General features: G+C 63.7%; 20 protein-coding genes. 10 read left to right on the plus strand and 10 right to left on the minus strand.

From position 1 onward, the window contains the following. Positions 1 to 4 precede the first annotated feature (4 nt). Complete coding sequence (locus RX331_RS34950) at positions 5 to 316, minus strand: DUF2849 domain-containing protein (protein WP_317254111.1); 312 nt, start codon at positions 314 to 316, stop codon at positions 5 to 7. Beyond that, positions 313 to 1,749, minus strand: coding sequence for a siroheme synthase CysG (gene cysG / locus RX331_RS34955; RefSeq protein ID WP_317254112.1), 1,437 nt, complete (start codon positions 1,747 to 1,749; stop codon positions 313 to 315). Before cysG ends, RX331_RS34950 begins: the two co-directional genes overlap by 4 nt. Positions 1,750 to 2,004: 255 nt before the next feature. Here cysG and cysD point away from each other — a divergent pair, with 255 nt between their 5' ends. From cysD to RX331_RS34975, 4 genes are all read left to right on the plus strand, one after another. After that, positions 2,005 to 2,799: a sulfate adenylyltransferase subunit CysD gene (gene cysD, locus RX331_RS34960; RefSeq protein ID WP_317258312.1), complete on the plus strand. Its 795-nt coding sequence runs from the start codon at positions 2,005 to 2,007 to the stop codon at positions 2,797 to 2,799. Between the two features lie 24 nt (positions 2,800 to 2,823). Further along, the gene (gene cysC / locus RX331_RS34965) at positions 2,824 to 4,740 is read left to right on the plus strand and encodes an adenylyl-sulfate kinase (RefSeq protein ID WP_317254113.1); all 1,917 of its coding nucleotides are present in this window, start codon (positions 2,824 to 2,826) and stop codon (positions 4,738 to 4,740) included. A 131-nt stretch (positions 4,741 to 4,871) separates the two neighbouring features. Continuing rightward, positions 4,872 to 7,034, plus strand: a complete 2,163-nt coding sequence (locus tag RX331_RS34970) for a malate synthase G (RefSeq protein WP_317254114.1) — start codon at positions 4,872 to 4,874, stop codon at positions 7,032 to 7,034. Between the two features lie 143 nt (positions 7,035 to 7,177). Continuing rightward, complete coding sequence (locus RX331_RS34975) at positions 7,178 to 7,378, plus strand: CsbD family protein (RefSeq protein WP_317254115.1); 201 nt, start codon at positions 7,178 to 7,180, stop codon at positions 7,376 to 7,378. Positions 7,379 to 7,469: 91 nt separating this feature from the next. Here RX331_RS34975 and RX331_RS34980 read toward each other — a convergent pair whose 3' ends face one another. Then, entirely contained in the window at positions 7,470 to 7,622 is a 153-nt protein-coding gene (locus RX331_RS34980) for a Thivi_2564 family membrane protein (protein WP_317254116.1), read from the minus strand. 201 nt (positions 7,623 to 7,823) lie between these two features. Here RX331_RS34980 and RX331_RS34985 point away from each other — a divergent pair, with 201 nt between their 5' ends. Then, on the plus strand, positions 7,824 to 9,917 hold the full coding sequence (locus RX331_RS34985; protein ID WP_317254117.1) for a HAMP domain-containing methyl-accepting chemotaxis protein: 2,094 nt from the start codon (positions 7,824 to 7,826) through the stop codon (positions 9,915 to 9,917). 50 nt (positions 9,918 to 9,967) lie between these two features. Here RX331_RS34985 and RX331_RS34990 read toward each other — a convergent pair whose 3' ends face one another. Both RX331_RS34990 and RX331_RS34995 read right to left on the minus strand, forming a co-directional pair. After that, entirely contained in the window at positions 9,968 to 10,606 is a 639-nt protein-coding gene (locus RX331_RS34990) for a DUF2865 domain-containing protein (protein WP_317254118.1), read from the minus strand. A gap of 48 nt (positions 10,607 to 10,654) precedes the next feature. Beyond that, positions 10,655 to 11,416 carry a L,D-transpeptidase gene (locus RX331_RS34995; protein ID WP_317254119.1) on the minus strand — a complete coding sequence of 254 codons (762 nt, stop codon included), beginning with the start codon at positions 11,414 to 11,416 and terminating at the stop codon, positions 10,655 to 10,657. A gap of 286 nt (positions 11,417 to 11,702) precedes the next feature. On the opposite strand from RX331_RS34995, the gene RX331_RS35000 reads away from it, so the two are divergent. From RX331_RS35000 to RX331_RS35010, 3 genes are all read left to right on the plus strand, one after another. Then, a complete protein-coding gene (locus RX331_RS35000) occupies positions 11,703 to 12,806 on the plus strand; it encodes an AI-2E family transporter (protein WP_317258313.1) in 1,104 nt (367 codons plus the stop codon). Between the two features lie 66 nt (positions 12,807 to 12,872). Continuing rightward, entirely contained in the window at positions 12,873 to 13,232 is a 360-nt protein-coding gene (locus RX331_RS35005; RefSeq protein ID WP_317254120.1) for a YqjD family protein, read from the plus strand. A gap of 108 nt (positions 13,233 to 13,340) precedes the next feature. Then, positions 13,341 to 13,787 carry a hypothetical protein gene (locus RX331_RS35010; protein ID WP_317254121.1) on the plus strand — a complete coding sequence of 149 codons (447 nt, stop codon included), beginning with the start codon at positions 13,341 to 13,343 and terminating at the stop codon, positions 13,785 to 13,787. A gap of 388 nt (positions 13,788 to 14,175) precedes the next feature. Here the strand turns inward: RX331_RS35010 and RX331_RS35015 are convergent, their stop codons facing one another. Further along, the gene (locus tag RX331_RS35015; protein WP_317254122.1) at positions 14,176 to 14,577 is read right to left on the minus strand and encodes a hypothetical protein; all 402 of its coding nucleotides are present in this window, start codon (positions 14,575 to 14,577) and stop codon (positions 14,176 to 14,178) included. A 302-nt stretch (positions 14,578 to 14,879) separates the two neighbouring features. Between RX331_RS35015 and RX331_RS35020 the strand changes: the two genes are divergently transcribed. Further along, positions 14,880 to 15,419 (plus strand): DUF4269 domain-containing protein, encoded by a 540-nt coding sequence (locus RX331_RS35020; RefSeq protein ID WP_317254124.1) that lies wholly within the window; start codon positions 14,880 to 14,882, stop codon positions 15,417 to 15,419. Positions 15,420 to 15,671: 252 nt separating this feature from the next. Continuing rightward, positions 15,672 to 15,869, plus strand: coding sequence for a hypothetical protein (locus RX331_RS35025; protein ID WP_317254125.1), 198 nt, complete (start codon positions 15,672 to 15,674; stop codon positions 15,867 to 15,869). A gap of 60 nt (positions 15,870 to 15,929) precedes the next feature. Here the strand turns inward: RX331_RS35025 and RX331_RS35030 are convergent, their stop codons facing one another. From RX331_RS35030 to RX331_RS35045, 4 genes are all read right to left on the minus strand, one after another. Beyond that, complete coding sequence (locus tag RX331_RS35030) at positions 15,930 to 16,106, minus strand: hypothetical protein (protein WP_317254126.1); 177 nt, start codon at positions 16,104 to 16,106, stop codon at positions 15,930 to 15,932. Between the two features lie 164 nt (positions 16,107 to 16,270). Further along, positions 16,271 to 17,410: a helix-turn-helix transcriptional regulator gene (locus tag RX331_RS35035; protein WP_317254127.1), complete on the minus strand. Its 1,140-nt coding sequence runs from the start codon at positions 17,408 to 17,410 to the stop codon at positions 16,271 to 16,273. 2 nt (positions 17,411 to 17,412) lie between these two features. Further along, positions 17,413 to 18,861 carry an amidase gene (locus RX331_RS35040; RefSeq protein ID WP_317254128.1) on the minus strand — a complete coding sequence of 483 codons (1,449 nt, stop codon included), beginning with the start codon at positions 18,859 to 18,861 and terminating at the stop codon, positions 17,413 to 17,415. Beyond that, entirely contained in the window at positions 18,858 to 20,210 is a 1,353-nt protein-coding gene (locus tag RX331_RS35045; protein WP_317254129.1) for an NADH:flavin oxidoreductase, read from the minus strand. The genes RX331_RS35040 and RX331_RS35045 overlap by 4 nt, the downstream gene beginning before the upstream one ends. Positions 20,211 to 20,656: the final 446 nt, after the last annotated feature.

Here is a 20,656-nt window from a genome sequence, read left to right on the forward strand (position 1 = left end):
GCCTTCAGGCCGGAAGAAGGTCGATGGTGACACCCTTCGACCGGATGTGTTCGCGAAGATTGCCGGGCCTGATCACGCCGGCCTTGAGTTCGACGGGCGCGATATAGGCGCCGACCGCACCGACGTCGTCGGCGACGCTCTCGGCGAGCAACGCACGCGCGTCATCCGAGGTGCTGACGATCGCGGCGTCCGCCAGCGCGGTCGTCCAGCCCCGTTCTGCGGTCCGCCAGACCACGGCGCCGTCCCAGGTGCGGTTGGCGGTCACCACCGACGGACCGGTGATTCTGATTTTCTTCTGTTCGAGCGGAGAGGTCATTCGGCAGCATCCAGCAGTTTGGAGACGACTTGATTGAGGTTTGACTGACGCCAAGGCGCGGAATGCGCCACGACGTCGCCGATGATCAGGATGGCGGGACCGCCATCGATTTTTTCGACCAGCGCCGGAAGATTCTCCAGCGTGCCGACAGCCGCCTGCGCGTCCGGCCGCGTTACGCGCGCGAAAATGCCGACGGGCGTGCGCGGCGATCGCCCCGCCGCGAGCAGCCCGGCGCGCACCGAAGGCGCGGCGGTCATGCCCATATAGACCACGATGGTCATCTTCTTGTCTGTCAGCACCGACCAGTCGACGGCTTCGGCATCCTTGGCCTTGTGCGCGGTCAGGAAGGTGATGCGCAGCGCCTCGTGTCGATAGGTCAGCGGTGCCTCGAAATGCGCCGCAGCGCCGAGTCCTGCGGTGATGCCAGGCACCACCGAATAGGCAACGCCTGCGGCACGCAAAACTTCGATCTCCTCGCCGCCGCGGCCGAAGATGAAGGGGTCACCGCCCTTCAGCCGCACCGCTCGCTGTCCGGACTTCGCCGCGTCGATCAGGAGTTTGTGGATCGCGTCCTGGCCGATACCGGGCTTGCCGACGCGGCGGCCGACCGGAATGCGCGAGGCATCGCGGCGCACGCGATCGAGAATTTCCGGCGAGACCAGCTCGTCGTAGAAAACGATGTCGGCATCCTGCAGCGCGCGCAGCGCCTTGATGGTGAGCAGATCCGGATCGCCCGGGCCGGCACCGACCAGCGTCACCCTACCCTCGGCCTTGCCGTCCTCTGTCGCGCCGGCAAAGGCGGAGGGATCGGCGATTTCGTTCAGTGCCTTTTCGGCGTCGTCCTTGCGTCCGGCCAGCACCAGCGCGCCGATCGGGCCGTCGATCACACGCTCCCAGAAGCGGCGGCGCAACGCGAATTCGGGAATGCGCGCATGGATCGCCTTGCGGCAGCTACCGATGAAAGTGGCGAGATCACCGATCCGTGCGGGCAGCACCGCCTCGATGCGCTCGCGGATGCGGCGCGCCACCACCGGCGAGGTGCCGCCGGTGCCGACGGCAACGACGACGTCGCCGCGATCCACGATCGCCGGAAAGATGAAGGTGGAATGCGCGAGATCGTCCATCACGTTGACGGGCAGTCCGACCGCCTTCGCACGCGCCGACATCGCAACGCCGATATCGCCGGCGCCGGCGCAGAGGATGGCAATGATGCCGGAGAGATCGGCCGACAGTGGATCGCCCGTGACGGGTTCGATCCGCGCAACGTCGGCTGCGGCAAGGCCCGCAAGCTCATGGTTGCCGTCGGTCGCATACCAACGCACCTCGGCGCCGGCCGCGGCGAGCAGGCGCAACTTCGCGCGAGCGAGGTCACCCGCTCCGACGAGCAGCACCTTGCCGCGTTGCAAATCCAGGAAGACAGGCAGATAGCGCATCCGACACTCGCTTTCCCCAAGTAGGGGGTTGACTGAAATTATTTTCTATTTATGTCTCGATCAAGAGCCACAAAGAGAAAATTATTTCTTCTCTATTGCGGCACAACTTTAGAATTTTTCCACTCCCAAGTCCAAGGCTCAGAGATGCATCTTCTCGACCATGAATCCAACGGACAGGGGTTGCGGCCTGCAGCCCGTCACGAAGCATCATCTGTGCCGACAATTTTTAACGGCCGAACCCTGCCGCCGCCCTCGATGGACCACCTCGATGAGCTCGAGGCGCAGAGCATCTACATCCTGCGGGAGGCGTTCGCGCGGCTGAAGAAGCTCGCGATGCTGTGGTCGCTGGGCAAGGATTCCAACGTGATGATCTGGCTGGCGCGCAAGGCCTTCTTCGGCCGCGTGCCGTTCCCGGCGCTGCACGTCGACACCGGCAAGAAATTTCCGGAGATGTACGCCTTCCGCGATCACTACGGCAAGGAATGGGACCTCGACCTCAAGGTCGAGCCCTGCCCGCCGATCGACGCGGTCGATCCGACGCTGCCGCCGGCCGCGCGTTCGGCTGCGCGCAAGACCGAAGGGCTCAAATGGGCGCTCAACAAATACGGTTTTGACGGGCTGATCGCCGGCATCCGCCGCGATGAGGAAGCGACCCGCGCCAAGGAGCGCGTGTTCTCACCGCGCGGCCTCGAAGGCGGCTGGGACGTGCGCGATCAGCCCCCGGAGTTCTGGGACCAGTTCAACGCCTCGGTGCCGCCAGGCGCGCATTTGCGCGTTCACCCGATCCTGCATTGGACCGAGGCCGACATCTGGGCCTACACCAAGCGCGAGAACATTCCGATCATCCCGCTGTATCTCTCGAACAACGGCAAGCGCTACCGCTCGCTTGGCGATGCCGACATCACATTCCCGGTGGCTTCGACCGCCTCCAACATCGATGAAATCCTGACCGAACTCGACGGCACCAAGGTGCCGGAGCGCGCCGGCCGCGCGCTGGATCACGAGACCGAAGACGCCTTCGAGCGGCTGCGTGTCGCAGGTTACCTCTGACGGACATTGGGTGTGAGCGTCGCCATGAACATGATCCTTCCCGCCAGCGTGTCGGCCACGCCGAACGGCACTACCCGCCCCCAAGTCCGCATTGTCATCGTCGGCCATGTTGATCACGGTAAATCCACTTTGGTGGGCCGCCTCTTGCACGAGACCGGCAGCCTGCCCGAAGGCAAGCTGGAAATGCTGAAGGCGGTCAGCGCACGGCGCGGCATGCCGTTCGAATGGTCGTTTCTGCTCGACGCACTGCAGACTGAGCGCGACCAGGGCATCACCATCGACACCACGCAGATCCGCTTCCGCACCCGCTCGCGCGACGTCGTCTTGATCGACGCGCCCGGTCACGCCGAGTTCCTCCGCAACATGATCACTGGCGCCTCGCAGGCCGACGGTGCGGTGCTGATCATCGACGCACTGGAAGGCGTGCGCGACCAGACCCGGCGCCATGGCTATCTCTTGCATCTGCTCGGCATCAAGCAGGTCGCGATCGTCGTCAATAAGATGGACCGGGTCGATTTCAGCGCCGACCGCTTCAAGGAAATCAGCGACGAGATTTCGGCGCACCTGATCGGCCTCGGCGTCAAGCCGTCGGCTGTTATTCCGATTTCCGCACGCGATGGCGATGGCGTTGCCGAGCACACCGCACGCATTGGCTGGCACAAGGGGCCGACCGTGGTCGAGGCGCTGGATGCGCTCGAACCGGCGCGGCCGCTGGAGCAGCTTGCGCTGCGGCTGCCGGTGCAGGCGATCTACAAATTCGACGACCGCCGCATCGTGGCCGGCCGGATCGAGTCCGGCCATCTCGCCGCCGGCGATGAAATCGTCATCATGCCGGCCGGCAAGATCGCAAAGATCAAGACGGTGGAGAGCTGGCCGGTAACGCCGCTCAAGGGCGGTCACGGCGCCGGCCGTTCGGTCGGCATCACGCTCGACCGCGAATTGTTCATCGAGCGCGGCGATGTCATCGCGCACGCCGGCGCCACGCCGCGCGACACGCGGCGGATGCGCGCCCGGATTTTCTGGCTGCACGACAAACCGCTGTCGAAGGGCGACCAGATCCTGATCCGCCTCGGCACGCGGGAAACCCGCGCCAGCGTGGTCGCGATCGAAAAGGCGGTCGATCCCGGCGAGCTCTCCAACGAGGAGACCAAGGCGATCGCCCGCAACCATGTCGGCGAAATCGACATCTCGCTGGCACAGCCGATCGCGGCCGATCCTTACTCTGACAACCCGCGCACCGGACGTGTGGTGATCGAGGTCAATGGCCGGATCGCCGGCGGTGGTCTCGTGCTGTCGGTCGATGCCGGGGCACGCGCCGTTCCGATCGATATCGTGCCTGTCGAATCCGCGTTGCGTCCCGAGGAGCGCTCGGCGCGCTACCGCCACAATGGCGCGGTTGTCTGGCTGACCGGTCTGCCGGGAGCCGGAAAATCCACGCTCGCGCGCGCGCTCGAGCGTCGCCTGTTCTCGCGCGGCGGCTCGCCGATCTTGCTCGACGGCGATACGCTGCGCGCCGGGCTCAATGGCGATCTTGGTTTCTCGGCGCAGGACCGCACGGAAAATATCCGCAGGCTTGCGGAGGTCGCGACCCATCTGGCGCGCAACGGACACATCGCCGTCGTTGCCGCGGTGTCGCCCTCGGCGGATGATCGCGCCGCCGCGCGACGCATCGCCGATACCACGTTCCGCGAGATCTACGTCGCAACGCCGGCCGAGGTCTGCGAGAGACGCGATCCCAAGGGACACTACGCCAAGGCGCGCGCGGGCACGCTGCAGGCATTCACCGGGATCGGCAATGACTACCAGCCGCCGGCCCAGGCAGAGCTGAGCATCGACACTTCGACCCGCACGGTTTCCGATGCGACTGACGAGATCGAGCGGATGCTGGCGGAGAGCGGTATTTTGTTCGACGAACTCGTGGACCTGGCGGCCAATATCTAGGCCTTTTAGGCACTTCTCATCGACCCGGCTTTAGGGCTAAAAGGGCGGCCAACGCCGCCCCTTTGGCGCGTTTTTTGCTGTTTTGGCCTGAAAGCAGCCTGTAAACGCCATTTCTTTTGAGAAAGCCCATCATGAAGCGTGTCGATGCCCACGGATTGAAGATCGCCCCTGTCCTGTTCGATTTCATCGCCAAGGAGGCGACCCCCAAAACCGGGATTGCGCCCGATGCGTTCTGGGCCGGTGTCGGCGCCATCATCAAGAAGCTGGGACCGAAGAATCGCGAGTTGCTCGCCTTCCGCGACGCGCTGCAGGCCAAGATCGACGACTGGCATCGCGCCAACAAGGGCAAGGCGTTCGATGTCAACGCCTATACCGCGTTCCTGAAGGAGATCGGCTACCTCTTGCCCGAGCCTGCCACGCAGAAAGTCGAGACGGCCAATGTCGATGAGGAAATCGGCAAGATCTGCGGGCCGCAGCTCGTCGTTCCCCTGACCAACGCCCGCTATGCCCTGAACGCGGCGAATGCGCGCTGGGGCTCGCTCTATGATGCGTTCTACGGCACGGATGCGATCCCGCACGATCCGAGCGAGATCGGCAAGGGCTACAACAAGGCGCGCGGCGACAAGGTGATCGCGAAGGCCAAGGCCTTCCTCGACGCCGCCGTGCCGCTCGCGACCGGCAGCCACACCGACGTGACGTCCTACAGCGTGATCGCCGGCCAGCTCGCGGTGAAGCTGAAGAGCGGCAACGCCACTGCGCTGAAGACGGCTTCGCAGTTCGCCGGCTTCCAGGGCGATGAGGCTTCGCCAAGCGCGATCCTGCTGGTCAATAACGGCATGCACATCGAAGTGAAGATCGACCGCAGCAACATGATCGGCAAGGACGATCCAGCGGGCGTCGCCGACATGATCCTCGAAGCTGCGGTCTCGACCATTCTCGACATGGAAGACTCGGTCGCCGCCGTCGATGCCGAGGACAAGGTGCTGGTTTATCGTAACACGCTCGGCCTGATGAACGGCACGCTCTCGGCCGATTTCGAGAAGGGCGGCAAGACCGTCAAGCGCTCGCTCAACGCCGACCGCGTCTACACGACGCCTGACGGCAAGGACCTGACGCTGCACGGCCGCAGCCTGCTCTTGATGCGCAATGTCGGCCATCACATGTTCACCGACGCCGTGCTCGACGACAAGGGCCAAGAGATCCCGGAAGGCCTGCTCGATGCTGCCGTCGCCGGCCTGCTCGCGATCCACGATCTCAAGGGCAATTCGAAGACGAAGAACAGCCGCACCGGCTCGGTCTACATCGTCAAGCCGAAGATGCACGGCCCCGATGAAGTCGCGCTGACCTGCGAACTGTTCGGCGAGGTGGAAAATCTGCTCGGCCTGCCCGAGAACACCATGAAGATCGGCATCATGGACGAGGAGCGCCGTACCACGGTGAACCTCAAGGCCTGCATCCAGAATGCATCGAAGCGCATCTGCTTCATCAACACCGGCTTCCTCGACCGCACCGGCGACGAGATCCATACCTCGATGGAAGCCGGGCCGATGATCCGCAAGAACGACATGAAGGCGCAGCCCTGGATCAAGGCCTATGAAGACTGGAACGTCGACATGGGCCTGATCGATGGCCTGCCCGGCCATGCCCAGATCGGCAAGGGCATGTGGGCCGCGCCGGACAAAATGGTCGACATGCTGACCCAGAAGCTCGGCCATCCGCAGGCCGGCGCGACCACGGCGTGGGTACCGTCGCCGACCGCGGCCACGCTGCACGCGCTGCACTATCACCAGGTCAACGTGATCGCGCGCCAGCAGGAGCTTGCCAAGGGCGGCCAGCGCGCAAAGCTCTCCGATATCCTCACCATTCCGGTGTCGCAATCGAACTGGGCGCCTGACGATGTGAAGCAGGAGATCGACAACAACTGTCAGGGCATCCTTGGCTATGTCGTGCGCTGGATCGACCAGGGCGTCGGCTGTTCCAAGGTGCCCGATATTCACGATGTCGGCCTGATGGAAGACCGCGCCACCTTGCGCATCTCCAGCCAGCATCTGGCGAACTGGCTGGCGCACGGCGTCGTCAGCAGGGACCAGGTGATGGAATCCTTAAAGCGCATGGCGGTCGTGGTCGACAAGCAGAATGCCGGGGATCCGCTCTACAAGCCGATGGCGCCCGCGTTTAATGGCGTTGCGTTCCAGGCCGCCTGCGACCTTGTTTTCAAGGGCCGCGAGCAGCCGAACGGTTACACCGAATACATCCTCACCGCGCGGCGCCGCGAGGCGAAGGCGGCGGGCTGATCACATAGCGTTTTCAAGCGAAGTGGGTACCGGTTCGCGCAGGAAAACGCGTCAGACAATAACGTCACGATGCCGCATCGCTCATCGGGGAACACCTGAGCTTTTTGTCCGTTGATCGTCATCCCAACATTGAGGAGGTGACGATGGACTGGAACAGGGTTGAAGGTAACTGGAAGCAGTTCAAGGGCTCGGCGAAGGAGAAGTGGGGCAAGCTCACCGATGACGATCTCAACGTCATCGAGGGCCGCCGCGACCAGCTCGAAGGCAAGCTGCAGCAGCGCTACGGCTTCGCCAAGGACCAGATCCGCAAGGACGTGGACGACTGGTTCAGTACCTTGAAATGACAAGCAAGCGAAAGCCCCGGCCCGATGCCGGGGCTTTTTCGTTGTCGTTCAACCTCGCCGTTGCGCGTGACGATGCCGCACCCACAGGCCTCTATACCGAGATGTATTTCAGCAGCGAGATCACGCCCAGAATGATCACCACGACCCGCGCGATCTGCTTGGCGCGGCCGTCGAGCGGCAGGAGATTGATGAGATAGAGGACGAGGATAACGACCAAAAACGTGATGAGTATGCTGACAAGCATGCGGAAGGCCCCTGCATTAACGGGAAATGTTTCGTTGGCAGCTTGTTAACGTGAACGTGTATCGCCAGTTCCATCTCGCGGAACGCGACACGATCGAAAAAATTTCAATCATTTCAAAACCCTCGTAGTTCTACCAAGGCGCACTCGTTAAGTTTTTACGGTTTTTCCTCCAAATGGCCGGGCGTCTTGGGGGAGAGCATCATGTTGAACCGTCTGACCGTATCTGCGCTGCTGAAAACCGTCATTCTCGCCACGTCCTTTTGCGTGGTAGTCGGATTTTCACTCAACGCCTGGGATGCCTGGGGCCGCTTGCAGACGGCAAGCCGCATTGCCGTGATCGCCGATGCCTCCGCCAACATCTTCAAGGCGATGCACAATCTGCGCACCGATCGCTCGACGACCAACCGCCTGTTGAACTCCGATGCGCCGATGGACGCCGATATCGAGAAATACCTGCGCAACATCCGCGATACCGAAATGCCGGCGATGGGTAATGCGCTCCGCCTGCTCGATGGCCTTGACTTCGCGCAAGCGCAGACGCTGGTGCCGGAATTCGACCGCATCTACAAGACGATGATCACGCTGCAGAAGGAGTTCTGGGAGGCCGTGGCCAAGCCGAAGGCTTCCCGCCGTCCGACGCTCGCGAAGGACTACATGGACGTGGCGAACGGGATGCTGGAGCTGCTCGAAAAGCTTTCGGGCGCGCTCGCCGCCGCCGTCAATCACCAGGATGCAACCATCGACCAGTTGCTGGCGATCAAGCAGATCGCCTGGCTGTTGCGCAACACCGCCGGCGAGGCCTCGCTGATCGTCTCGACCGGGCTCAGCGCCGGCAAGGTCACGCCGGAGGCCCGTCTCGCCTACACCAAATATGTCGGCGGCATCGACGCTGCCTGGGGCGCACTCGGGCTCACCGCGTCGGGCATGCAGCTGCCGGCGCCGATTTCGAGCGCGATCACGGCGACCAAGACCGCCTATTTCGAGCCGTCCTATCTCAGCCTGCGCGACCGCCTGCTGACGCAGATTGCGGACGGCGAAAAGCCGGAACTGACCGCCAACCAGTGGACCCCGGTCACCGTCGGGCGGTTGTCCGCCGCCGTCAACGTGGCCGAAGCCGCGCTTGATGCCGCCAAGGACCATGCCGCGCATCTCTACAGCGCCGCCCAGCGTTCGCTGATGATGCAGCTCGTGTTGCTGACCGGCGCGCTGGCGCTCGCCTTCGGCGCCATGACGATCGTCACCCGCCGGGCGATCAAGCCGCTGCTCGCCATGCGCGACGCCATGCTCAGGGTCGCCGCCGGCGATCTCCAGGTCGATACCGGCTATGCCGCGCGCCACGACGAAATCGGCGCGCTGGCCGGTGCGCTCGAGACCTTCAAGCAGCAGGCCGCCGACAAGGCCCGAATCGAGTCCCAGGAGCGCGAGCGCAACGCCGCCGCGATGGCGCGCCAGCAGGCGATCGAAAGCTATGTCGGCGAGTTCGAGGGCACCGTGCGCGACACGCTGAGCCAGCTCGGCAATGCGTCCGGCCAGATGCGGACCACCTCGTCCGGTCTGTCGACGATCTCGCGCCAGACCAACGAGCGCGTCCAGATCGCCGAGAAGGCCTCCGGCGAGGCCTCGATGAGCGTCGAGACGGTAGCCGCGGCGTCCGAGGAGCTCAGTGCCTCGATCAACGACATCAGCCAGCAGGCGGCGCACGCAGCCGATATTGCGAGCCGCGCGGTCGGCCAGGCCCGCAACACCGACGGCACTGTCCAGGGCCTCGCCCAGTCGGCGGGCCGGATCGGCGAAGTGGTCGGCCTGATCAACACCATTGCCGCGCAGACCAATCTGCTCGCGCTCAACGCCACCATCGAGGCCGCGCGCGCCGGCGAGGCCGGCCGCGGCTTTGCGGTGGTCGCCTCCGAAGTCAAATCGCTGGCGAGCCAGACCGCGAAGGCGACCGAGGAAATCTCCGAGCAGATCTCCGACATCCAACGCGTCGCCGGCGAGGCGATCGACGCCATCAAGGGCATCGGCAGCATCATCGGCGAGGTCAACGAGGTCGCGACCGCGATTGCCGCCGCCGTGCAGCAGCAGGGCGCCGCCACCCAGGAAATCACGCGCTCGACGCAGTTTGCGGCGCAGGGCACCAAAAACGTGTCCGAAAACATCAACGGCGTGAAGGCCGATGCGGACGCCGCCGCGGCCGCCGCCGAGAATGTGAAACAGGCCTCGCAGACGCTGGAGACGCAGAGCCAGCAACTCGGCAATCAGGTCACCACGTTCCTCGGCAAGATCCGCGCGGCATAAGGTTCGTCATGGGCAGGTCAAGCCAGGTCAAGCCCAGCCATGACAGCAGTTCACTCCCGCGCCACCACCGGCGCGCGGCCGTATTTGGCGCGGATCTTTTCCGAGGCGGGTGAGAAATTCAGCTCGGCGCCGCGTCTGTCGGCGCTGCGGCCGGCCACCAACAAGCCCTTCTCGCCGGCGACGATGTCGCCCTTCTTCAGCGTCGGATCATCCTCGACCTTGACCTGCGCGAGCCCGACCGGGTCCTTGCCGTTGCAGGTGCAGCCGCTGACGAGTTCATTGCGGTATTTGAACGCGTTCGGCAGCTCCGAATAGGCCTTGCCGTTCTCGGCGGTCGCGTCGTCGATATTGCCGCCGTAGTACACCTTGGTCTCGCTCGCTGGGCAGAGCTTGCTGCACGAGGCGGCCCGGCTGGCATTGTCGGCGGCGGTGACCGGGAAGTAGCGGCCATCGCAGGTCCGCACGCAATAGGCCTGGCCTCCGCCGCCGTAGCTGCGTCCCCGCCCTTCGCGCGGCGCGGCGGCCTGGCCGTCGTCAGCGAACGGCATCGGGATATACGGCTGCTGGCGCGGGCGATTGAAGCCGCCGAACAGTTGCGAGAAGAAGTCCTGCGCCTGTGCGGCAGGCGCCAGCGCGGATGCGCAGAGCAGCGCGGCGATCCCGCAGGCGGCCAGTTTTCCAGATCGCATCAGGCTTCTCCCGTCGCGCAACAGAGCGCTTTCATTCAGTTCACTCGTTCAGTTCTCTTGCGGCACCAGTAGGTTCATCGCCTGGCGGCCGGAGGGGGCGGTCACCGCCGGGCGCGGCGCCATGCCGACCGGACGAACCGGCCTGCCGTCCCCGCCGCGCGCCATTACCGGCGCGTTCTTCGGCAGCACCACCACCTTGGTGCCGACCTCGACCCGGTTGAACAGATCTATGACGTCCTCATTGGTCAGGCGGATGCAGCCGGACGAGACGAATTTTCCGATCGTCGAGGGATCGTTGGTGCCGTGGATGCGGTATTGGCTGGTACCGAGATACATCGCCCGGGCGCCCAGCGGATTGCCGGGACCGCCGGCCATGAAGCGCGGCAGATAGGGCTGGCGCGCGATCATCTCGGCGGGTGGATGCCAGTCCGGCCATTCCGCCTTGCGGCTGACGGTCTGCACGCCGGACCAGGTAAAGCCCTCGCGGCCGACGCCGACACCGTAACGGATGGCCCGGCCCTGGCCGAGCACGTAGTAGAGCGTGGTGTTGCCGGTATCGATGATGATCGTGCCCGGCGCCTCCGTGGTCCCGAAGGCAACGACGGCGCGGCGCAACCGCTCCGGCGTTGCGTTCTCGTCGGCGCCGATCACCTCATCGGCGGGATATGCACTCTGCTGGGTGGAAGCATAGCCGAGCGTCTGTGCGGTCGCAGCGCCGGAGATCATTACCGGCGTCAGCAGCGCGGCGCTGACAAGGACGAGCGCGCGTGCGACGCGCGACGAATGCCGGCGAACAAAGGACTGTGTCATGGGATTGCCCCGTGGGATGTGTGCATCGTGCGATGCTCTGCCCCAACAAACGCGACTGGACGTCGGCAGTTCCGCGCATCCGACATCACACCGCACGCGACGGATGCGGTGCTGCGCCCGCGCGATGGAACCTGCGCCGATGCGCGACGTTATGATCGCAGTCCGCTTCGCGACGTCGCTTTCGTGTCATCGCCGCTTCGGGCGAGGGAAAACTATTGTGAGCGTCACTCCCACCAAGCCTTCGCCGCTCAAACCTTCGGCCGCCAAATCCCCGCCGCCCAAACATCTGCCAAACGACCGCCAGCTTGCCCATGAAGGCGAAGGCACGCCGGTCACCGAGAGCAAGCTCGAGCTGCCGCCGGTGATCCGCCGCCAGGAAGTGGTGGCAATCTGCCTCGTCGGCCTTCTGCTTATCTGCATTGTCATCAGTCTCTATCTGGCCAAGGCGTTCTTCCTGCCGATCACGATGGCGTTCATAGTCGGGACCATGCTGTCGCCGGCGGCTGGCTTTCTGGAGCGCTTGGGCATCCCGCGGGCGCTCGCGGCTGTCTTGATCGTCGCTGCCGCCGGCGCCGGCGCCGCCTTCATGGTCGGCCTGATCGCCTCGCCGGCCGTGGAATGGAGCGGCAAGCTCCCCGAGCTCGCCGCCATGCTGAAGGACAAGCTGCATGTGTTCGACCGGCCACTGGCGCTGTGGCAGGAATTTCAGAGCATGATCGGCGGCCCCGACACGCTGACGACGCTGCATCTGCCGAAGATCGACTGGGTGCAGCCGACGCTGGAATTCCTGTCGCCGACCTTCGCCGAATTCCTGCTGTTTGTCGCGACCCTGATCCTGTTCATCGCCAGCTGGCGCGACCTGCGGCGGGCGATGATCATGAATTTCGGCGAGCGCGAGTGGCGGCTGCGGACACTGCGTATCCTCAACGAGATCGAGGACCATCTCGGCAACTATCTCCTGATCGTGACCATGATCAATGTCGGCGTCGGTATCGTCACGGGCCTGATCTGCGCCGTCACCGGCATGCCCAATCCAGCAGGCCTCGGGGCACTGGCCGCGATCCTCAACTTCATTCCGATCATCGGGCCCGTCGCGATGTTCGCGGTGCTGGTGGTGGTCGGCCTCGTCTCGTTCCCGACCCTGAGCGGCGGCCTTCTGGCATCGGCCATCTTTGCGTTCATGACCTTCATGGAAGGCCATTTCCTGACGCCGACGATTGTCGGACGCCGGCTCGCCTTGAACGCGCTCGCCGTGTTCCTGGCGCTGGCGTTCTGGACCTGGCTGTGGGGGCCGATGGGCGCGTTCCTGTCTTCGCCGCTTCTGATCGTCGCGCTGATCGTGAAGGAGCACCTGATGCCTCCCGATGCGCCGCAACTGCCGGAGGGCTAGTTCGGGGAACTTCCCGTTCCGCGAGGCGTTGGTTCCAGAGCCAAATTCAATACCCGGGAGCTTTCGATGTCTGACGCCGCCTTCAAGAATCTGACGGACAAAGCGACCTCTGAGCGTCTGCAAAAGGAAGTCACCGCCGTGAAAAACGATATTGCAGCCCTGACCGAACAGATCACCGATGCGCTGAACAGCTTTGCCGGCACCGCCGGCAAGCAGGCACGGCGCGGCTACAACGAGGCCCGAGCCAATGCGGAAGCGGCGGTCGAGGACATGTCGGAGCGCGGCAGCGCGATGATGGATGCGGCGCAAAATGCGGCCTCCTCGATCGAGGAGACCCTGGAGGATGTCATCACGCAGCGTCCGCTGGCGACTGTCGGCCTTGCGCTCGGCCTCGGCTTTCTGATCGGCGTGGCTTGGCGCAGGTAAGCTTGGCGCTGAGAATCTTTCGTGACGCGCGCCGGCAAGGTCGCGGCGCGCGCGCAATCTTGTTTCGATGTCATTTTCGGATCGAGGCGTACGGATTGAGGCTTGGCCATGCTTCAGCGATTCATTGATGATTTCAAGGATTCGGCAGGCAGCGCGCTGCGGCTGACCTCGCTGGCCGCCGCGGCGGCGATGGCGTTGCTGGTCACGATCGCGTTTCTCTGCGCGGCGGCGTTTGTCTTCGTGCTGCAGAATTACGGTCCCGTTCAGGCCTGTCTTACTGGCGCTGCGATCTTCTTCATCGTCGCGATGATCGCCGCCGGCTGTTACATGATGCGCAAGCGGCAAATCGAGGCCCGCGCCGAACAAGCGGCAAAGGCCGCGAAATCCACCGCGCAGACGCTGCTGTCCGACCCGGCGATGGTTGCAGTCGGCCTCCAGGTGATCCGCGCCGTCGGCGTCAAACGGCTGATCCCGATCCTCGCCGTCGGTGGCATCGCGCTCGGCTTTCTCGCCAGCCGCACCAATGCGAGTAGCAACCAAGCCCCGGCGGAGTAGCTGGAAATAGCGATGCACACTACTGTCATCCCCGCCACCGGGTCGCGCGAATGCGCGCCCGATAAGAGGCTCCGGCGGGGATGCAGTACGCCGCGGCTTATCGGTTCAATCATTGCATTGACGTCTCTGGAATACTGGATCCCCGCCTGCGCGGGAATGACAACTGAATATGACGCCGCATTCTCGCGGCATGAATTGTCCGAGGCTTGCATCTCGTTTGCCCTCGCCAATCAGAGGGCGCAGGGCGGAGCGAAAGCAATCCACACCTCTACACGGGGGTATATGGATCGCTTCGTCGCTACGCTCCTCGCAATGACGGATGGCTTGTATTGGTGTCAGAGATGGCGGGCATGTCACTAACAGCGCCCAGTCACTACGGTGGCCCAGATCATGTCACACAGCGGCCGGGCTGAAGCAGCTTGGCGACTTCCGTGAGTACGCTGACCGGGGGCTCGCAGGCGATCGTCGTCTTCGATGGACCGGGCTTCGATCCCTCGGGCTTGGCCGGCGGCGCGGCACGGTTCCGCGCCTCTTCCTTGATCACGGGAACACGGACGACCACCGACGTATCCTCAAGACCCACCGCCCGAACGGTGATGGTTTGGGTGTCGCTTTCCGCAGCCTTCAGCGTCCCACGATCGGCCTTGCCCGAGCGGTTGACGTCCGATCCGGGCGCGGGTGCGGCGAGTTGCCGAAGGCCGGCGAGATCATGACCTGAGGCGAGTTGGACGGCGCCAAACGTTGCGGAACCGGCGAGAAAAGCAAAAAACACTTTGAAAATCTGTGACATGACCTTCTGTCCCGCGCCCCAATGGCGACGAGAACACAACCCGATCCGAGCCACAGGGGGTCCGGGACTTCGCGATCACTTAACCGTGTACGAAAAATATTTCGAAACCACCGGAACGAAATCGGGGGCCTCGGAGTCATCCCGGCAGCCGGTTATTCCCCCTGCCCCATTGACCGGCGACGTAGGGCGCGACCGTGGTGATGCCGGTCGCGCCCTGCTTTTTTTGTGCGAGGTCATCGAAGATCTCCAATCGGCAGATCTCGCCCGACGTTCTTTTGCCCCGGCAGCATCGTCACACCTTCATGGATTACCAAGCGGCGATCATCAGCTCTGCTGTGCTGGACATCCTGCGCGCGTTCGATCCGCGGGTGGTCGGAACGCTGCCGCTCGGGCTTGCCGTGCCCGGAAGCGACGTCGACATCGTTTGCCACGCCTCCGAGCCGACCATTTTGGCGGAGGCAATCTGGGCGCACTACCGATCCTGCGATGGCTTCGTGCTCTACCAATGGCGCGCCCTGGAACGACCGCTGGTCGCGCGCTTCCAATGGGGCGGCTGGCCTTTCGAAGTGTTCGGGGACCGGCGGCCGGTCGATCAACAGCGGGGCTGGCTGCATTTCGAGATCGAAAGGCGACTGCTGGCGCTCGACGACGGACGCCTGAGGAATGCCGTCGCCCGGCAAAGATCGCAGGGGATCAAGACGGAGCCGGCATTTGCGACCGTCCTCGGAATATCAGGCGATCCTTATCTCGGCCTGCTCGATCTGGCCGGCGAGAGCGACGCGCAGCTGCACCTTCGCCTGAGCCACCTAATGAACAGCAGCCACGGCATCGCCACCGCATAGGCAAGTGCCGCATGAAGCTCGATGCGTGGATCTGCAGCACAATGTGAGCGCAGACAGCGAGACGTTGACGATGAAGCCGTTGAATGGCCGTGTGCGCATTTTCAGGAACGCGGCCGTAGCGCCTGAGCGCCATTCCGATCAGCATGCAGACGAACAGCAGGATAATGTTGCTCATCCACGTCACTCCCGCGATACGCAGACAGCTGGTGAAACCATCCGGAATTTCAGACGCGAGGCCGCTATGGCTGGAGCATGCGCAAGGCGCAGATCGTTGGCGCGGCTGATTTCCGCCCAAGCGAACTGCCGTTTTGCGCGAGTGCAATCACCAACGTGAGCAGAACCAGCGCGATCGAAACGACGACCCTGGCGATGGAAAGACGCCCGCCATACAAATTCGGATTCAACGGCGTTTTGCAGGCTGGCCGGGAAGCAAACGGCGTTCGCATGTGACCAACTCCCTGGACCGGTTCAGCATGATCTTCTCGGACAATCGGTTCCCGCTTCTCCGGATCATGCTCGGGTGGAGCACCTTCCTGACGGCTTCTGCGCACGCCTGAGCCAGCGGTCGGATTTCTGACGTTCAAGGCTGTAAAAGACCCAGATCGTCAGCGGGACCAGCATCGCGCTGATCGCGCACAACAGGGCCGTCAGGCCGCCGATCGATAGTTCGGGTGCCAGGATTGCCATGAGCGTCTCCTTGGGCGTCTCCGTCGCTTGCCAACAGGACAGGTGATGAAACGGTGCCCAGTATGGGCCGCCGCGCCGGGCGGACATCATTCATCCGGGTGATCGGAAGAGGTTTTTTTTGGCGCCGGCGCCTGCGCCTGCGAGATGACTGTCGGCCGCTGTTGCTAGCGCTTTGACTTCAACGGCGCGGTCGAACGGGCGACCAGGCTGACGAGATCGGCCTGCCGGGCGGTGTTGGTCTTCGCAAATATCTTTTGCAGGTGCGTCTTGACCGTGTTCACGCTGACACCGAGACGGTCGGCGGTTTCCTGCGGCGAGTGGCTGGCGGCCACGTGCTCCAGCACGTTGCGTTCCGCCGCGGTCAGGCCGTAGAGCAGCCCGATGGCTTCGATCGGCGCCGGTGCACCTTCGGCGGGATTTTGAATGATCACGGCCGCGGCGCCGGGCAATGCTGCCAGCGGATTGCGGCCGTCGCGCCACTGCAGCGGCAGGACATTGGCGATCAGGCCCGATCCTTCTTCGTCGGGCAGCGGAATGGCATGTTGGCCGCTGGTCGACGGCGCCCTTCCGGCGCTGCTCTCTTCCAGGGCCCGCGACAGCGCATCGCGGGCATGTGGCCTCGTGGCGACGAGATGGCCGTCTTTCGATTTCAATGCGCCGCTATCCTTCAGGATGGCTTCCGCCGAGCCGTTCATGTAGGCGATGCGCCCCTTCTCCTCGGTCAACAGGACGCCGGTGGAGAGATGATCCACCGTTTCGGCCAGCCGCGTCGCCACGATCGATTGCAGGTCAAGGGCATCCGAGATCAGCAGCGCGCGACAAATATGCGGCGATAACAGCTCCATCTGCCGCAGATCGCTCTCCGTGAAGCGGGACTGGACGTCGGACCTCGCCACCGAAAACCAGGCGACCCGCTTGCCCGACTTCAGCACCAGCACGCCGATCACGTCGCGAAAACCGAGCGGCCTCACCCATTTGAGGTAGAAATCGCTGTTGAGCGGCTCGCGTTCGCCGGCCAGCATCGTCATGGTCGCGACTTCGCCAAGATGGTCGAACGCGACCTGCTTCATCGCAGGCATTCGCGAGGCTGCGAGCTTTTCGAAGTAGAGCCGAAGGAATGATTGGCGATCGCCATCCTCGAAGATCCGGGCGCCGCTATTGTTGAGCCGGCCCTGCACCACGATCGAGCTCGCCGCGCTTTCGCCAAAGGCGGAGATCAGCGGCAGTGTGCGTGACCACTCCTGCGGCTCGAGCACGCAGTCGTAAACCGATCCGATGATGTCGGACAATCTCTCGGGCCGCATCGTCAACCCCAGCCTCTCGGCGGCACGAAGCCGCCGAAATCACGCTCGAGCTGGCGCGCAACCTCGATGCAGGTCAAGTCACCATAATGCGGGCCGACGATCTGAACCCCGACCGGCAGACCCGACTTCGTAAGGCCGGCCGGCGCAACAGTCGACGGCAGGTAGGCGACCGTGGTGAAGGCGCCCCAGAAGGTGGGATCGGCCGGCGAGGTCGGGCGTCCCTTCACCACGACCTTCCGCTCATGCCAGGCGTGCTTGGGGTCGTGCGGGACGGCGACCGTGGGAGCTGCGGGACACAGCAGAATGTCCCAATCCGCGAAGAACGCCTTCCATGCCCGTCGCAGGGCTTCGCGCGCCGCGTCCATCTCGAGCCAGTCGGCATGGGTGAACACCCTTTCAACGGCCTTGCCATGATCATCGGTGGTCATGAAGCGCGCGCGCAGATGGCTCAGCCTGCTCCAGAACGCCTCGTCGTTCTTTCGCCGGGTCAGGCCCGCCATCAGCAGGCCGCCAAAAATCCGGAAAGCCGCTGCGTTGTCGAATGCGGGCCTTGCCTTGTCCGACACCCTGGCGCCCTTCCTGGCGAAGAAGTCCGCCGCCGCCTGGATGCGATCCTGGACCTCGGTATCGACGGGAAAGCTGGCGTCTTCCCGCATTACGGCGACGCGCAAATCGCCGGTCTTGGTCGTGCGCGGGGGCGGCAGCCTCAGATGCCATGCCGGGGCATCCTCCGGCTCGGGACCGCTGATCAAGGACAGCGCCAGTTCGAGGTCGTCAGATGAACGGGCGAGCGGGCCGGTGACGGCGAGGTCCGGCTTGTTGGCGAGGCCGGGCATCACATGGCCGTCGGAATTGGTGATGCCGTAGGTCGGCTTGTGGCCGTAAATTCCGCAATAATGCGCGACGCACCGCACGCCGCCGCCGAAGTCGACGCCCAGCTCCAGCCCGGTCAACCCCGCAGCCAATGCGGCCGCTGCACCGCCCGACGATCCGCCGGGAGACCTTTCGAGATCGAAGGGATTGCTGGTCGTGCCGTAGACGTCATTGACGGTGGCCCAGCCGATCAAATAGGCCGCGACATTGGTTTTGCCGAACACGACGGCGCCGGCGTCGATATAGCGTTGCACCGCCTGCGCATTGCTGACCGGCCGCCGGTCCTTCAGCTCGGGCACCCCCCAGGTCGAAGGCAGCCCGGCAACGTCGAAGCTGTCCTTGATGGTTACGGGCACGCCGTGCAGCGGGCCCCACACCTGACCCTTGGCAAGCGCCGCATCGGCCGCCCTGGCGCGCTGCCGCGCGCCCGCGATATCCATCGCAACGATGGCGTTGACGCGCGGATTATATTTGTCGATCCGCGCCAGATAGAGATCGAGCAGCTCCTGCGCCCCGATCTTCTTCTGCCTGATGAGAGCCGCAAGCGCCGTTGCCGAGCGGAAGGGAATGGTGCTCATTGCGACAATTCCTGCCGCTGCACGCTTTTGTCGATCTTGCCGTCTTTGACGTTGAACGGCGCATTCGGCGAACACCAGGCCAGAATCTGGTTCGTCATGGCTTCCGGCGTTTCAAACCGGTTCTGATCGTAGCATCCAAGCGGGAAGATCGCGGTCGATGCGCAGCAGAGCGAGCAGAACGAACACGGGTTGCTCGGCCTGTTCGCCCCCTTGTCGAACTGATCCAGAAGATCCGGATTGGCGAGCAGCGGGCGCGCGATCGCGATCATGTCGCACTTGTTCGAGGTCAAGGCGCCGTCGATGATGTCGCGATCCTGGAAGCCACCGTTGGCGATCACGGGAATGCTGACGACCTCGCGAATGGCCGCTGCGAAATCGAGGTTCGCCGCCGGCGTGAACCGCCAGCCTCTGCCGAGGAATTTCTTGCCAAGCCCCATCGGCACGAGTTTGGCGATGTTGAAAAGGGTTGCGCGCAGCCGCGCCTTGCGGCTGAGAAAGCGGTAGGCGTTGAACGTGTTGAGAACGGCCTCAAAGGGAAAGCCGCCCGGGCTTCCATGCGGATTGGGAAAACCGAAGCCGCTGTCGATATGCAGGTAGTCGACCCCAAGCGCCTCGAGCTTTTTTGCGTAGAGCGTGGTCTCCGCCAGATCATTGCCGATCCAGACTTGCTTGGGGGGCGGCGGCCAGGTCAGCGGAAAGCGCGCAAAGCGGGACGATTTGAAATCCTTGGCCGAGAGCCTGACGCCGAACAGGAAATCGGCGCCGACCGCCTTGCGCACCGCCTTGACGATGTCTTCCAGCAGCTTGAACCGCTTGTCGAGCGATCCACCGTAATCATCGGTTCGACGATTGGTGAGCGGGTTCAAGAACTGGTGGATCAGATATCCCTTGGAGGCGGTGATTTCGATGCCGTCGCATTCGGCCGCGACGACGCGGCGCGCGGCATTCGAAAAATCGTCGATCGTCTCCCCGATTTCATCGAGGCTCATGGCGCGGGCGGTGTTCGGGTAACCGTACTGCGCATCAAAGAATGGCGAGGCCGAAACGCGATCCTTGTCCTGCGGCTTCAAGCTGGTATGGGTGTGCCCGCCGGTGTCGCCGATCTGAACGATATACCGGCACCCATGCTTGCCGCGGCCGGCGGCCTTGATTTCCCGTACCGCATCGCGCAGCGGGCCGATGAAGCGATTGTCATGCAGCGACGGATATTCCAGCGGCGACTGCCGCGCTTCATTGACGCTGATGGTCGGAGAAATCAGACCGGCAACGCCGCCGGCGGCAAATCGCTTCTCGAAATGAACCCAGGCCGGGGAAACCGTGCCGTCGTAATACGCGGTTCTTCCACCCATCGACGAACGCAATATACGATTTGAGAAAGTGACGCCTTTAATTTGAAACGGCTCAAACAGCACGACCGCCTCCAGACAGCGAACTGCAGCGGATCAATTGTCGATCTGATACTTGCTTCGAAGTGTCTCGAAAATCGGAAAATGACTTCAGGGCACAGTTTTAGTCCAAAATCCCGGTGCCAGCCAGCCCCGTCCGGCGCGGCCACGAAATAGAAAACGCTTGGAAAAGCGGCAATCCGGTCGCCTCACATCCTCGTGGTCTCATTCGTTCGAGCGATGCGGCACCCTTGTGCGACCATCCAAACTCCGCTCGTGCAATGCGAGCGATGAAGAGTTGCACATGCAAGAGCGCCCCGGTTTTTCTCAGCGGCGAAGATCGCCGCTCCATTAGCCGATGGCTGGATCTCGATCGGCGTTATGGATGTCTGCTCGCCGGCTTCATCGCC

This window comes from Bradyrhizobium sp. BWA-3-5, assembly GCF_032917985.1.
Classification (GTDB): Bacteria; Pseudomonadota; Alphaproteobacteria; order Rhizobiales; family Xanthobacteraceae; genus Bradyrhizobium.

What these genes read in the sequence shown, in the direction of transcription:
- RX331_RS34950 (WP_317254111.1), bottom strand. Translation starts at nt 316, where the DNA reads ATGACCTCTCCGCTCGAACAGAAGAAAATCAGAATCACCGGTCCGTCG.
- cysG (WP_317254112.1), bottom strand. Translation starts at nt 1,749, where the DNA reads ATGCGCTATCTGCCTGTCTTCCTGGATTTGCAACGCGGCAAGGTGCTG.
- cysD (WP_317258312.1), top strand. Translation starts at nt 2,005, where the DNA reads ATGGACCACCTCGATGAGCTCGAGGCGCAGAGCATCTACATCCTGCGG.
- cysC (WP_317254113.1), top strand. Translation starts at nt 2,824, where the DNA reads ATGAACATGATCCTTCCCGCCAGCGTGTCGGCCACGCCGAACGGCACT.
- RX331_RS34970 (WP_317254114.1), top strand. Translation starts at nt 4,872, where the DNA reads ATGAAGCGTGTCGATGCCCACGGATTGAAGATCGCCCCTGTCCTGTTC.
- RX331_RS34975 (WP_317254115.1), top strand. Translation starts at nt 7,178, where the DNA reads ATGGACTGGAACAGGGTTGAAGGTAACTGGAAGCAGTTCAAGGGCTCG.
- RX331_RS34980 (WP_317254116.1), bottom strand. Translation starts at nt 7,622, where the DNA reads ATGCTTGTCAGCATACTCATCACGTTTTTGGTCGTTATCCTCGTCCTC.
- RX331_RS34985 (WP_317254117.1), top strand. Translation starts at nt 7,824, where the DNA reads ATGTTGAACCGTCTGACCGTATCTGCGCTGCTGAAAACCGTCATTCTC.
- RX331_RS34990 (WP_317254118.1), bottom strand. Translation starts at nt 10,606, where the DNA reads ATGCGATCTGGAAAACTGGCCGCCTGCGGGATCGCCGCGCTGCTCTGC.
- RX331_RS34995 (WP_317254119.1), bottom strand. Translation starts at nt 11,416, where the DNA reads ATGACACAGTCCTTTGTTCGCCGGCATTCGTCGCGCGTCGCACGCGCG.
- RX331_RS35005 (WP_317254120.1), top strand. Translation starts at nt 12,873, where the DNA reads ATGTCTGACGCCGCCTTCAAGAATCTGACGGACAAAGCGACCTCTGAG.
- RX331_RS35010 (WP_317254121.1), top strand. Translation starts at nt 13,341, where the DNA reads ATGCTTCAGCGATTCATTGATGATTTCAAGGATTCGGCAGGCAGCGCG.
- RX331_RS35015 (WP_317254122.1), bottom strand. Translation starts at nt 14,577, where the DNA reads ATGTCACAGATTTTCAAAGTGTTTTTTGCTTTTCTCGCCGGTTCCGCA.
- RX331_RS35020 (WP_317254124.1), top strand. Translation starts at nt 14,880, where the DNA reads ATGGATTACCAAGCGGCGATCATCAGCTCTGCTGTGCTGGACATCCTG.
- RX331_RS35025 (WP_317254125.1), top strand. Translation starts at nt 15,672, where the DNA reads ATGCGCAAGGCGCAGATCGTTGGCGCGGCTGATTTCCGCCCAAGCGAA.
- RX331_RS35030 (WP_317254126.1), bottom strand. Translation starts at nt 16,106, where the DNA reads ATGGCAATCCTGGCACCCGAACTATCGATCGGCGGCCTGACGGCCCTG.
- RX331_RS35035 (WP_317254127.1), bottom strand. Translation starts at nt 17,410, where the DNA reads ATGCGGCCCGAGAGATTGTCCGACATCATCGGATCGGTTTACGACTGC.
- RX331_RS35040 (WP_317254128.1), bottom strand. Translation starts at nt 18,861, where the DNA reads ATGAGCACCATTCCCTTCCGCTCGGCAACGGCGCTTGCGGCTCTCATC.
- RX331_RS35045 (WP_317254129.1), bottom strand. Translation starts at nt 20,210, where the DNA reads ATGGGTGGAAGAACCGCGTATTACGACGGCACGGTTTCCCCGGCCTGG.